At 71.3% G+C, this 12,534-nt stretch carries 14 protein-coding genes; 9 read left to right on the forward strand and 5 right to left on the reverse strand.

Annotation, left to right across the window (positions count from 1 at the left end):
- Window positions 1–20: 20 nt before the first annotated feature.
- Window positions 21–416 (reverse strand): ATP-binding protein, encoded by a 396-nt coding sequence (locus LRD69_RS21660; protein WP_277328205.1) that lies wholly within the window; start codon window positions 414–416, stop codon window positions 21–23.
- 285 nt (window positions 417–701) lie between these two features.
- Window positions 702–1,652 carry a hypothetical protein gene (locus LRD69_RS21665; protein WP_277329833.1) on the reverse strand — a complete coding sequence of 317 codons (951 nt, stop codon included), beginning with the start codon at window positions 1,650–1,652 and terminating at the stop codon, window positions 702–704.
- An 85-nt stretch (window positions 1,653–1,737) separates the two neighbouring features.
- On the opposite strand from LRD69_RS21665, the gene dapE reads away from it, so the two are divergent.
- A complete protein-coding gene (gene dapE, locus LRD69_RS21670; protein ID WP_277328206.1) occupies window positions 1,738–2,817 on the forward strand; it encodes a succinyl-diaminopimelate desuccinylase in 1,080 nt (359 codons plus the stop codon).
- A 197-nt stretch (window positions 2,818–3,014) separates the two neighbouring features.
- Window positions 3,015–3,785: a TIGR00730 family Rossman fold protein gene (locus tag LRD69_RS21675; protein WP_277328207.1), complete on the forward strand. Its 771-nt coding sequence runs from the start codon at window positions 3,015–3,017 to the stop codon at window positions 3,783–3,785.
- 133 nt (window positions 3,786–3,918) lie between these two features.
- On the opposite strand, the gene folP is transcribed toward LRD69_RS21675, so the two are convergent.
- Window positions 3,919–4,791 (reverse strand): dihydropteroate synthase, encoded by an 873-nt coding sequence (gene folP / locus LRD69_RS21680; protein ID WP_277328208.1) that lies wholly within the window; start codon window positions 4,789–4,791, stop codon window positions 3,919–3,921.
- Window positions 4,792–4,913: 122 nt separating this feature from the next.
- On the opposite strand from folP, the gene LRD69_RS21685 reads away from it, so the two are divergent.
- Window positions 4,914–5,387, forward strand: a complete 474-nt coding sequence (locus LRD69_RS21685) for a cell division protein DivIVA (protein ID WP_277328209.1) — start codon at window positions 4,914–4,916, stop codon at window positions 5,385–5,387.
- Window positions 5,384–5,974 carry a DNA-3-methyladenine glycosylase I gene (locus tag LRD69_RS21690; protein WP_277328210.1) on the forward strand — a complete coding sequence of 197 codons (591 nt, stop codon included), beginning with the start codon at window positions 5,384–5,386 and terminating at the stop codon, window positions 5,972–5,974. Before LRD69_RS21685 ends, LRD69_RS21690 begins: the two co-directional genes overlap by 4 nt.
- A 6-nt stretch (window positions 5,975–5,980) precedes the next feature.
- On the opposite strand, the gene LRD69_RS21695 is transcribed toward LRD69_RS21690, so the two are convergent.
- Complete coding sequence (locus LRD69_RS21695) at window positions 5,981–6,793, reverse strand: enoyl-CoA hydratase-related protein (RefSeq protein WP_277328211.1); 813 nt, start codon at window positions 6,791–6,793, stop codon at window positions 5,981–5,983.
- A gap of 312 nt (window positions 6,794–7,105) precedes the next feature.
- Between LRD69_RS21695 and LRD69_RS21700 the strand changes: the two genes are divergently transcribed.
- Window positions 7,106–7,273, forward strand: coding sequence for a DUF3117 domain-containing protein (locus LRD69_RS21700; RefSeq protein ID WP_003966491.1), 168 nt, complete (start codon window positions 7,106–7,108; stop codon window positions 7,271–7,273).
- A 132-nt stretch (window positions 7,274–7,405) separates the two neighbouring features.
- Here the strand turns inward: LRD69_RS21700 and LRD69_RS21705 are convergent, their stop codons facing one another.
- Window positions 7,406–8,071, reverse strand: coding sequence for an O-methyltransferase (locus LRD69_RS21705; protein ID WP_030915381.1), 666 nt, complete (start codon window positions 8,069–8,071; stop codon window positions 7,406–7,408).
- A 181-nt stretch (window positions 8,072–8,252) separates the two neighbouring features.
- Here LRD69_RS21705 and sigE point away from each other — a divergent pair, with 181 nt between their 5' ends.
- From sigE to LRD69_RS21725, 4 genes are all read left to right on the forward strand, one after another.
- Entirely contained in the window at window positions 8,253–9,014 is a 762-nt protein-coding gene (gene sigE, locus LRD69_RS21710; protein WP_277328212.1) for an RNA polymerase sigma factor SigE, read from the forward strand.
- Window positions 9,011–10,009, forward strand: coding sequence for a zf-HC2 domain-containing protein (locus LRD69_RS21715; protein ID WP_277328213.1), 999 nt, complete (start codon window positions 9,011–9,013; stop codon window positions 10,007–10,009). Before sigE ends, LRD69_RS21715 begins: the two co-directional genes overlap by 4 nt.
- A 108-nt stretch (window positions 10,010–10,117) precedes the next feature.
- Window positions 10,118–11,887: a trypsin-like peptidase domain-containing protein gene (locus tag LRD69_RS21720; protein ID WP_277328214.1), complete on the forward strand. Its 1,770-nt coding sequence runs from the start codon at window positions 10,118–10,120 to the stop codon at window positions 11,885–11,887.
- A gap of 106 nt (window positions 11,888–11,993) precedes the next feature.
- Window positions 11,994–12,470 (forward strand): sec-independent translocase, encoded by a 477-nt coding sequence (locus LRD69_RS21725; protein WP_277328215.1) that lies wholly within the window; start codon window positions 11,994–11,996, stop codon window positions 12,468–12,470.
- Window positions 12,471–12,534: the final 64 nt, after the last annotated feature.

Here is a 12,534-nt window from a genome sequence, read left to right on the forward strand (position 1 = left end):
CTCTCGCACGTCCGACCGGATCAGCCGATCGGCAGGCCCTGCATCGGCAGTCCCTTGGCCGGCAGGCCGCCCTTGGGTGCGGCACCCATGGCCCCGTCGACCAGCTCACCGGCACCGCCCGCGGCCTTCTCCGCGGTGGGGGCGGCCTGGCTGCCCGCCTTGCCGACGGTCCCGGCCGCAGCCGGGAGGGCCGTCCCGACGAGCTTGGCGGCGCCCGCGGCCTGGGTGTCCTGCTGGGACGCGCCGCCGACGGCCTTGCCGAGACCGGCGCCGTCGACCGTGGTCAGACCGCCGAGCTCGGGGGCCTGCGGGAGCTCCGCGGCACCTGCGGCGCCGGCCGCACCGACCACGGGGGCTGCGCCCGCCGCGATCAGCAGCGCGGCACGGGCGATCCGACGGGTCAGGGGGAGGGACATGATGCTCCTTCGACGGGGTGTGGAATCTCTGTCCGTGGACCGGACGCTGTGACAACCGTCGCGGGGGCGGGGGAGGTTGCGGTGTGCCGAGGTAAAGAGTCGGTAATGCGTCACATAATCGGCAATGGAGGAACCCGGGCAGACAATGCATTCCAGAAGTGCCCGATGAACCGTCACTTCCCTTTGTTCTCAAGGGATGCGGGGTACGGGGGAGGAGGCTCCCGGAGGGCGTGACAACGGACGGTTCCGGAAAAGCCGGATAGCTCGTACAGGGGACCTTCCGTACTAGCGGACGAGTCCTATGCGGACCTCTGTGGCGCCCGATTCCGCACGCTCCGTCCGCCAGCCCGATCCGGCCTTCCAGACCCTGCCCGCGTAGGCGACCTCGTCTATGTCCAGCGCCTCGGCCTGCGCCACCGCCCAGTGCGTGAGTTCCCAGCCGCGCTGCGCCGTGGAGCCGTCCCCGGAGGTACGGGCGGACTTCACCGGCACCGAGACCGTGCCGGCCGCCGACGCCCCGCCCGAGGTCCCACCGGTCGTTGCGCCGATGGTGGGCAGCACGCCCTTGCCGAAGGTCCGCACCAGCTCCGCCCGCACCTTCGCCGTGTCGGCCGCACCGGCCGCACCGGCCGCCGTCCGCATCGGCGTGCAGTCCAGTGCGGCCGGCGTCCGGCCGGTCAGCACGGCGGCCAGCAGTGCGGCGTCCGGCTCGTGCTTCGCGTACGCCTGCGGGAAGCCACTGCGCTGCACACGCTGCGCGGCGACCGTCAGCGGAAGCCGAGAGTAACCGGGGACCTTGGCCAGGTGCTGATAGAACTCCCCGGCCGCGTACACCGGGTCCAGGATCTGCTCCTCGGTGCCCCAGCCCTGCGAGGGACGCTGCTGGAACAGTCCGAGCGAATCCCGGTCGCCGTGCTCGATATTGCGCAGCCCGGACTCCTGCAGGGCCGTCGCCAGAGCGATCGTGACCGCGCGCTCCGGCATCCCGCGCGAGGTGCCGACCGCGGAGATCGTCGCGGCGTTCGCCGCCTGCTCCGGACTCATCCGGTACGTACGCCCCCGGCCCGCCGAACCGTCGGCGGACTGCACCGTGCACTGCTCGGTGCCTTTGTTGCCGGTGACGTATTGCACGGTCAGATAACCGGCCACGGCGAGGAGTACGGTAAGGGCTGCCGCGATACGGAAGAGGCGGCTGCGGCCGGTGTGTCGGCGGGAGGAAGAGGCGGTCCGGGGCACGGGGCCACCGTACTGGAGGGCTCCGCGGCAGCCGAGGGCGAAGTCCCCCATGGCCTCTCCGCCGAAGTCCTCTAGGGTCGACGGCATGCCTGAAAGCACGCTTGACCTCACCCTGGACGGCCCGTCCCTCACCGCCCGGCTCGTCGACTTCCCGTCGGTCAGCGGAGACGAGAAGGAGCTGGCCGACGCGATCGAGACGGCGCTGCGCGCCCTCCCGCATCTCACCGTCGACCGGCACGGCAACAACGTCGTCGCCAGGACCGGTCTGGGCCGCACCGAACGCGTCGTGCTCGCCGGGCACATCGACACCGTCCCGATCGCCGACAACGTTCCGTCCCGGCTCGACGAGAACGGGGTGCTCTGGGGATGCGGCACCTCCGACATGAAGTCCGGCGTCGCCGTGCAGCTGCGGATCGCCGCGACCGTGCCCGAGCCCAACCGCGACCTCACCTTCGTCTTCTACGACAACGAAGAGGTGGCCGCGCACCTCAACGGGCTCAGCCATGTCGCCGACGCCCACCCGGACTGGCTGGAGGGCGACTTCGCCGTCCTCCTCGAACCGTCCGACGGCCAGGTGGAGGGCGGCTGCCAGGGCACCCTGCGGGTCCACCTCCGCACGGCGGGGGAGCGCGCGCACTCCGCACGCAGCTGGATGGGGTCCAACGCCATCCATGCCGCCGCACCGATCCTCGGCCGCCTCGCCGCGTACGAACCGCGCCGGCCGGTGATCGACGGGCTGGAGTACCGCGAGGGTCTCAACGCCGTGGGGATCGAAGGGGGCGTCGCCGGCAACGTCATCCCGGACGCCTGCACCGTCGTCGTCAACTACCGGTACGCACCCGACCGCACGGCCGAGGAGGCCGTGGCCCATGTCCACGAGGTCTTCGCGGACTGCGGCGTCGTCGAATTCACCGTCGACGACCACTCCGGGGCGGCGATGCCCGGCCTCTCCCACCCGGCGGCCGAGGCGTTCATGGCGGCGGTCGGCGGCACCGCCCGGCCGAAGTTCGGCTGGACGGACGTCTCGCGCTTCGGCGCGCTCGGCGTCCCCGCGGTGAACTACGGTCCCGGCGACCCGCTCCTCGCGCACAAGCGCAACGAACACGTGGCGGTCGACCACATCACCCACTGCGAGGAACGGCTCCGCTCCTGGCTCACGGGCTGACCCGCGGGGTTCGTCCTTCGTCCAGGAGGGGGCGGCGCGCTCGCCGGGCGCGACTTCGGTTCGGCGGGCGCCCCGGCCACCGCCGGCGTGGGGCGTCCGGCCCGGGGCTTTCGCGGTGGACATGTTGATGTCCCTCGCGTGTAACCCGCGTAGATCTACGCTTGAGCGGAACGACCGGTACGCGAAGGGAGCAGCCGATGAGCAACCCCGACTCCGAGGGCCTGCGGGCACTGGAGGAACAGCGGCTCGGGCCGGTGCTGCGCCGCAAGGATCAGATCCAGCCGGGGACCACGGACCAGCGCCTGCTGGATACCGAGGGCGACTCGGAGTGGGTGCACACCGATCCCTGGCGGGTCATGCGCATCCAGTCGGAGTTCGTGGAGGGCTTCGGTGCGCTGGCCGAGCTGCCGAGTGCGATCAGTGTCTTCGGCTCGGCCCGTACGCCGGTGGGCACGCCGGTGTACGAGGCGGGGGTGCAGATCGGGCGGGCCCTGGTCGAGGCCGGCTTCGCGGTGATCACCGGGGGTGGCCCGGGCGCGATGGAGGCGGCGAACAAGGGGGCCTGGGAGGCAGCGGGCGTCTCGGTCGGGCTCGGGATCGAGCTGCCCTTCGAGGCCGGCCTGAACGAGTACGTGAACCTCGGGCTGAACTTCCGCTACTTTTTCGTACGAAAAATGATGTTCGTCAAATACGCGCAGGGATTCGTCGTCCTGCCCGGCGGCCTCGGCACGCTCGACGAACTCTTCGAGGCGCTCACCCTCGTCCAGACGGGCAAGGTGACCCGCTTCCCGATCGTCCTGTTCGGTACGGAGTACTGGGGCGGGATGGTGGACTGGCTGCGGGACACGGTGGTGGCGCAGGGCAAGGCGTCCGAGAGCGATCTGATGCTGTTCCACGTCACGGACAGCGTGGAGGAGGCGGTCAACCTGGTCTCCAAGGAAGTCGGCCCGCACGGTCCTGCAGTTTGAGTCCGCCGGCGAGCGACGGCCCCGCCCCCTCGGACGCCGGAGGGCTCGAACGAGCCCGTCCGGCGTCCGAGGGCCAAGAGGGTCCGGGACTCGCCCCGGTTTCCGCAAGGGGCGGCAGGGGGCGGCGCCCCGGTTACACCAGCCCCCGCCGTGCCACCGCGGGTGCCCGGTGTCCCGCGATCGACGCCACCATGTCCAGCACCTGCCGGGTCTCCGCCACCTCGTGCACCCGGTACACCCGCGCCCCCAGCCACGCCGACACCGCCGTCGTCGCCAGCGTTCCGATCAGCCGTTCCTTCACGGGCCGGTCGATCGACTCCCCGACGAAGTCCTTGTTGGACAACGATACGAGTACGGGCCAGCCGGTCTCCGCCATCTCATCGAGCCTGCGGGTCGCCTCCAGCGAGTGCCGGGTGTTCTTCCCGAAGTCATGGCCGGGGTCGATCATGATGCCGTCCGGCCTCACCCCGAGCTCCACCGCGCGCTCGGCCAGCCCCACCGTCACCCGCAGGATGTCCGCCATCACGTCGTCGTACACGACCCGGTGCGGCCGGGTCCGCGGCTCGGCGCCGCCCGCGTGCGTGCACACCAGCCCCGCCCCGTACCGCGCGGCGACCTCCGCGAGCTTCGGGTCCACGCCGCCCCACGCGTCGTTCAGCAGATCCGCACCGGCCGCGCAGACCGCCTCGCCCACCTCGTGCCGCCAGGTGTCGACGCTGATGACGACATCGGGGTGGCGGCGCCGCACCTCGGCGACGAACCCGACCGTGCGGCGGGCCTCCTCATCGGCCGTCACCTCCTCGCCGGGACCGGCTTTCACCCCGCCGATGTCGATGATCGCGGCCCCGTCCGCGACGGCCTGCTCGACCCGGGCGAGCGCGGGCTCGTCGCGGAAGGTCGCGCCCTGGTCGTAGAAGGAGTCCGGGGTACGGTTCACGATCGCCATGATCACCGGCTCGTGCGCCCCGAATTCGCGCCGCCCCAGCCTGAGCGCACCGCTTCGCATTCCGTGTATCTCCTCTGGTAGACCGCCCTGCAGACCGCTCCGTGGGTCGTCTGCGACCCTAACTGTCGGTAGCGCATGGCACGATCGGAGCCGGACAGGTTTTCGCACCCGGGGAGATGCGCGTGTTCTGGTTCTTGCTGCTGGCGATGGTGGTGGTCGTGGCCGCGGTCACCCTCGCGGTGGTCGGTGGAGGGGGGAGCCACATCCTGCAGGACGTGGCGCCCGAGCAGCTGACCGACCCGCTGCCGGCGAACCGCCCGGTCGGCCGCGCGGACATCGAGGCCATGCGGCTGCCGGTGGTGCCGCGCGGCTACCGGATGACGGACGTCGACGACGCCCTCGGCCGGCTGGGCGCCGAGCTCGCCGAACGGGACGCGCGGATCGCCGAGCTGGAGTCGGCCCTCGCCGGTGCGCAGGCGACCGCGGGGGGCGGCAAGGGGCTCTTCAAGGCCCCGCAGGACCGGCCGCCGCAGCCCGGCCGGGTCCCCTGGGAACCGCCGCACCCGGGGCGGCCGACCGGGTCCGAGTCCGGACCGTCGGGTTCTTCGCGCGGGCCTGAGTCCGGGCACCGGCCCGACGAGGAGGGTCAGCGATGAGCGGCGCCGGCGTCGAAGCAGCGGCCGACGGCAGGCTGCGCTGTTCCTGGGCACTGTCCACCGACGACTACCTCCAGTACCACGACACCGAATGGGGCCGCCCCGTCCACGGCGACGACGCCCTGTTCGAGCGGCTCTGCCTGGAGGCGTTCCAGTCCGGGCTGTCCTGGCTGACGATCCTGCGCCGCCGCGAAGGGTTCCGCAGCGCCTTCGCCGGGTTCAAGATCTCCGCGGTCGCGGAGTTCACCGACGCCGACAAGGAGCGGCTCCTCGCCGACGCCGGGATCATCCGTAACCGCGCGAAGATCGAGGCCACCCTCGCCAACGCCAAGGTGCTGGCCGGCTGGCCGGACGGTGAGCTGGACGCACTGATCTGGTCGTACGCCCCCGACCCGGCCACCCGCCCCGTCCCGCGCACCTTCGGCGACGTTCCGGCGGTCACCCCGGAGTCCACCGCCCTTGCCAAGAACCTCAAGAAGCGCGGTCTGCGATTCGTCGGCCCCACGACGGCCTACGCCCTGATGCAGGCGTGCGGCCTGGTCGACGACCACATGGCCGACTGCGTGGCCCGGGGCGCCGCGGCGTAGCGGGGGCTACCTCCCCAGGTACTTCGGCGTCGCCTTGTCCAGGAACGCCTGCACGGCGATCGTGTGGTCCTCCGACGCGCCCGCCCTGGTCTGGAGTTCGTCCTCCTTCTCCAGCGTCTCGGACAGCGTGTGGCCGGCACCGTACGCCATGGACGCCTTCAGTGCGGCGTACGCCACCGTCGGGCCGTCCGCCAGCCTGCGGGCCACGGCCAGCGCCTCGGCGGCGAGGTCTGCGGCAGGCACCAGCTTGTTCACGATGCCCAGCTCGTAGGCGTCCTGCGCGGAGATCGAACGCGGGAAGAGCAGCAGGTCGGCGGCGCGGCTCTGGCCGATCAGCCGAGGCAGCGTCCACGAGACACCCGAGTCGGCGGTGAGCGCGACCCCGGCGAACGAGGTGTTGAAGGACGCGCTGTCGGCCACCACCCGATAGTCGCAGGCGAGGGCGAACCCGAAGCCCGCACCGGCCGCGACCCCGTTGACCCCGGCGACGACCGGCTTCTCCATCTCGGTGATCGCTCGTACGACCGGGTTGTAGTGCTCTCGCACGGTGCTCAGCGCATTGCCCGTGCCGGCCTCGCGGGTGTCGGAGAGCGTGGCGACGTGTTCCTTGAGGTCCTGGCCGACGCAGAAGGCGCGCCCGGTCGCGGTGAGCAGAACGGCCCGTACGGCGGTGTCGGCCGCAGCCGTCTGCAGCGCGTCACGGAGTGCCACCTTGGCCGCCGTGTTCATGGCGTTCATCGCCTCGGGCCGGTTGATCGTGATCGTCGCGAGCCCGTCGGTCACTTCGTAGAGCACCGTTTCGGCCACGTTGTCCGCCATTTGCTGTCCCCTTTGCGCCTCGGGCAATGCCTGTCGAGGCAAGCATGGCCGACATCGCGGAGCGCGCACATGTGACCTGCGTCTAACAATTGCGCTCCGATGCAGGGGTGATGGCGGCGGAGTATCGCAGCCGGATCGCCGAATTGGGTGGTTTTGCGGGAGCGCGTTGCGCAAGCGATGCAGACCGATGTTGGTCATCGGGGTCGGTGATGCGGGATAATGGCCAAGAAGCAATGTGTTCGATGCCGGTGACACAGCGCCTGTCATGGGGCCGCCGGTGGATATGAGCTGGTTTCAGGAAGGGGAACGAGCATGGCGGCCATGAAGCCGCGGACGGGCGACGGCCCGCTCGAGGTGACAAAGGAGGGGCGGGGCATCGTCATGCGCGTTCCGCTCGAAGGCGGCGGTCGGCTTGTTGTGGAGCTGACTCCGGACGAGGCCGATGCGCTCGGCGATGCCCTCAAGAAGGTCGTCGGCTGACGCAGAGGCGCCCACACTTCACCACTGCCCCGCCACGGAGCCCGTGCCGGGGCAGTGGTGCGTCCGGAGCCCGTCGAGCACACGCGCCGTCGGCCACGGACCGGCGGACGCCCCCGTGAGGGCGCGGAGCGGTCATCCCCGCCGCACCGCACACAGCAGCCCGTCACCGACCGGCAGCAACGTGGCCATGAGTTCCTGGCTCTCCCGCACCGCCCGCAACAGCTCCCGCAGCCTCAGCACCTCTGCGGGCTGCGCCGCCGAATCCACCGTGCGGCCGTCGGCGAAGACGCCCTCGAAGCAGACCAGGCCACCAGGCCGCAACAGGCGCAACGATTCAGCGAGGCAGTCCAGGCTCTCCAGCCGGTCGCCGTCGCAGAACACCAGGTCGTATCCGCCGTCCGCGAGCCGCGGAAGTACGTCGAGGGCACGGCCCGGGATGAACCGGGCCCGATTGGCGGCGAACCCCGCGGCCCGGAACGCCTCCCGGGCGAACTGCTGACGCTCCGGCTCCGGATCGACTGTGGTCAGTACGCCGTCGGGTCGCATCCCGTGCAGCAGATAGATGCCGGACACGCCGGTCCCGGTGCCGATCTCGGCCACCGCTTTGGCGTCCGTCGTGGCAGCGAGCAGGCGCAGCGCGGCGCCGGTGCCTGGCGACACCGAGCGGAGTCCTGCGTCCCGGGCCCGGTCTCTGGCCCAGCGCAGTGCTTCGTCCTCGGCGACAAAGGCGTCGGCGAACGCCCAGCTCGTCTGCCGGTTGGCGGTAATGACCCTCTCCTGTCCCCGTAGTTGGCGCAACGGTGACTGTATCCGCTGGACCCGGGAACCCGCAGATGGGACCGGGCGTTATGAGGAGGCAGGGGAAAGCGCGTGGACAGGGCCCGCAGAACGGGCACCGTGCGTCACGGCAGGTGGTTCCGGGGAGATCCCCGACCCCAGCAGGAAAAAGGCTTATCCGGAGCTAACGGGCGAGGTGGCTATGGTAGGGGCTCCACTGGACACCACCGGAGCCGACAGGGGAGGTGCGGCTGCGCCTGTGGATCGGGGAGGAGTGCTGCGGCGCTTTCTCAGGTCGGCGGGTGAGCCGAAATCCGTGACCAACATTGCTGACAGTTCTTCCAACGACTCCGCGCCGACTGCGGCCTTCGCCTCGGACGCGGACTCCCAGGCCTGGACGCTGCCCACATGGGAAGAGATCGTCAGCACGCACAGCGGTCGTGTCTACCGCCTTGCCTACCGACTGACGGGTAACCAGCACGACGCCGAGGACCTCACGCAAGAAGTGTTCGTCCGGGTGTTCCGTTCGCTGTCGACCTATACGCCCGGCACGTTCGAGGGCTGGCTGCACCGCATCACGACCAATCTGTTCCTGGACATGGTCCGCCGCAAGCAGCGGATCCGCTTCGACTCCCTCGGCGACGACGCCGCCGAGCGGCTGCCGAGCCGTGAGCCGTCCCCGCAGCAGGCTTTCAACGACACCCACTTCGACGCGGACGTGCAGCAGGCGCTGGACACCCTTGCGCCCGAGTTCCGTGCCGCGGTCGTGCTCTGCGACATCGAGGGGCTCTCGTACGAGGAGATCGCCGCGACACTCGGTGTGAAGCTCGGCACGGTGCGCAGCCGTATCCACCGCGGACGCTCGCATCTGCGCAAGGCGCTGCAGCACCGCTCGCCCGAGGCCCGCGCCGAGCAGCGCTCGCTGGCGGGCGCGATGGTGGCGGGGGAGGGCGGATCGGCGTGAGCGGCACAGGACCGACCCCTGCGGAACAGCACCTCGGGGACCGGCTTGCCGCGCTTGTCGACGGTGAGCTCACACACGACGTCCGCGACCGGGTGCTCGCGCATCTCGCGACATGCGCCAGGTGCAAGTCCGAGGCTGCCGCCCAGCGGCGGCTGAAGAGCGTCTTCGCCCAGTCCGCCCCGCCTTCGCCGTCCGAGGGGTTCCTCGCCCGGCTGCAGGGTCTTCCCGGAGGGCCGGGGGGTGACGACGACGGCCAAGGAAGACCATTCGGCGGCGCCGGACGGTTCGCCGACGGAATCTTCCCCGTGGTCCCGCCTTCCGGTAGCCGCAGCGATTCGCCTTCGGGGAAGTCGCCGCTCGACCGCTTCGGTTATGTTCCGGCGCCGCACGGTGCCGCGGGGGTGCTCCCGGGTTCCGCATCGGGTTCCGCGTTCCGGATCCATGAGGTGGGCCGGGACGGGGACCGTTCGCCGTGGCGCGGACGGAGGTTCGCCTTCGCAGCGGCCAGCGCCGTCTCGCTGGCGGCCATCGCGCTGGGTGGCGCACTGCCGACGGATTCCGGCACCGACACCGCGATCCGTGCCGAGGGCGCCGGAAACAACGCGACTCCGCTCGATGCCGCCGCCCGCGCCGAGAGCGCCGGCGCGACCAACCGCCGTAGCGGGGGCCCGCACGGCTCTTCGACCGCGCTCGGCAACCGCTCGGCCGTCGCCACGCCGCTCCGGCAGCCGAACGGCCTGGTGCCGGCACTGTTCGGTTCGGGTCCCGCGATGCCCAATCCCTTCGTGGCCTCGGTGCTGACCGATGTGTCCGTGCCTTCGCTGATACGTCCGACAGCCACCAGCCCCCTGTTCACGCGGGCGCTGGGCAGCGGCCTGCCCCCCGTGGCCGCCGCGTCCCCCGCGCCCTCGCCGGCCTCCTCCTGGACGCCCACATCGGCCTCGGCCATGCCGGGCTCCGCGGATCACGGACTGCCGCTCTCTGCCCGGCGCTGACCGGGTCTGCGCAGCCGTTCGCAAACCTGGTTGAATCCCGGGAGGAATTCCGGAGGGGCGCCCCTCCGGGGGCGTGCAGAGGCCGGTTGCGGCAGTTGCGGGGAGAACATGGACGACGCGAAGCCCACCGGGCCGAAGGTGAAGTGGTGGAGCCGCCCCACGCCGGGGCGCACCACGACCACCTCGGCTCCGGAGGATGCAGCAGCCACGGCGGATGCACCGGTCGAGGACGCGAGGGCCGCGGACACCCCCGTACCGCCCGTGGCGGGGCCGCCTGCACAGACGGCCCCGCCGGCTCCCGTCGCGCCCGCGCAGCCTGTGGCGCCCGAACCGGTGGCCCCCGAGGCGGTGGCGCCCGCACCCGCGGCGCCGGTCCCGTCTCCCGTCGCCCCGGCCCCCGCGCCCGCCCCCGCGGTGCAGGCGCCCGCACCGGCGGTCCAGGCGCCCGCCCCCGGGATGAAGCCGCTCCACGAGCCCGACGAGTACAGCACCCCGCCGTACGGCGGCCCCGGGCCCTGGGCGCCCGCACCGCCCGTGCAGCGCCCGGTCCCGACACCCGCCCACGGCACCCCCGTCCCCCCGCCCTACGCGGGCACCAACGGCGCCGGCCTGCCCCCCGCGCCCGCCCAGGTCCCCGGCTCCGCTCCGGCCTTCACGCCCCCGCCGCAGCCGCCCCAGGCCACGCAGTGGCTGCAGTACGACCCCTGGGGCGCCCCCCGGCAGCCGTTGACCCACCCCGGTACACCGACCGGACCCGACGGCGGACGCAAGAAGAGCAGGCGTGGCTCCCTGCTCGTCGGCGCGCTGCTGCTGGCCCTGGTGGCGGGTGGCATAGGCGGCGGCATCGGGGCCTACATCGAGCGCAACGGCGGCCTCACCACGGTCGAACTTCCGCAGACCGCGAAGAACGGTGGCGGCCGCGCCCCCGACAGCGTCGCGGGCATCGCCGCCAGCGCCCTGCCCAGCGTGGTCACCCTCCACGTCAGCGGCACCACCGAATCGGGCACCGGCACCGGCTTCGTCCTCGACAACGAGGGCCACATCCTCACCAACAACCACGTCGTCGCTCCGGCCGGCGCTTCCGGCGACATCACGGTGACGTTCAGCGGCGGCGAGACCGCGCGCGCCGAGGTCGTCGGCAAGGACAGCGGCTACGACCTCGCCGTGGTCAAGGTCAGCGGCGTCTCCGGACTCAAGCCGCTGCCGCTCGGCAACTCCGACAATGTGCAGGTCGGCGACCCGGTCGTGGCCATCGGCGCCCCCTTCGACCTGTCGAACACCGTCACCTCCGGCATCATCAGCGCCAAGGACCGGCCGATCACCGCGGGCGGCGAGAAGGGCGACGGCAGCGACGTCAGCTATGTCGATGCGCTGCAGACCGACGCCCCCATCAACCCGGGCAACTCCGGCGGCCCGCTCGTCGACACCGACGCCCATGTCATAGGCATCAACAGCGCCATCCGCGCCGCCGACAGCGGCACGACCGAGGGCGGTCAGGCAGGTTCCATCGGCCTCGGCTTCGCCATCCCGATCAACCAGGGCAAACGGGTCGCCGAAGAGCTGATCAACACCGGAAAGGCCACACATCCGGTGATCGGCGTCACCTTGGACATGAAGTACACGGGGGACGGCGCCAAGGTCGGCGCGAAGGGCGCCGAGGGCAAGCCCTCGGTGACACCGGGCGGTCCGGGGGCGAAGGCCGGCATCAAGCCGGGCGACATCATCACCGAGGTGGACGGCCAACGGGTGCACAGCGGCGAGGAGCTGATCGTGAAGATCCGCGCACACCGTCCGGGCGACCGATTGGACCTCGGCTTGACCCGCGGTGGTAAAGACCTGTCCATGACTTTGACCCTCGGGTCCGCAACGGGGACGTGACAGCACCGGGACGCTACCGCCCGGACAGTTTCGCCGGGTACCGTGGGCCGGGGCCGGACCTCATCCGACCTGGTCCATGGTCTCGGAGAACACGAGGAGCAGCTAGGTGTTCAATGACATAGGCGCACTCGAGCTGGTGACGCTCGTGATCCTCGGCGTGCTCGTCTTCGGCCCGGACAAGCTGCCCAAGGTCATCCAGGACGCCTCACGCTTCATCCGCAAGATCCGCGAGTTCTCCGAGAGCGCCAAGGAAGACATCCGCACGGAGCTCGGCCCGGAGTTCAAGGACTTCGAGTTCGAGGACCTCAACCCGAAGACGTTCGTCCGCAAGCAGCTCATGGACGGCAACGACGACCTCGGGCTGAAGGAGATCCGCGAGAGCTTCGACCTCCGCAAGGAAATGGCCGAAGTCACCGACGCGGTGAACGGGCGCGAGACCGCGTCCGCGGACGCCGCGGGCGGCGTGTCGGGCAGTGCGGCGATCACCGCGGCGAACGGCTCCCCGGGCGCTTCCGACCGGCTCAAGAAGCGCGAAGACCCCGCGAAGGACGACCGTCCGCCCTTCGACGCAGACGCCACCTGACACCGGTCAATCCCGACTCGTCCGGACGGTATGGCTATTCTCCAACTGTCCGGTTGCGAGGCTG

It is taken from the genome of Streptomyces sp. JH14, assembly GCF_029428675.1.
Classification (GTDB): domain Bacteria; phylum Actinomycetota; class Actinomycetes; order Streptomycetales; family Streptomycetaceae; genus Streptomyces.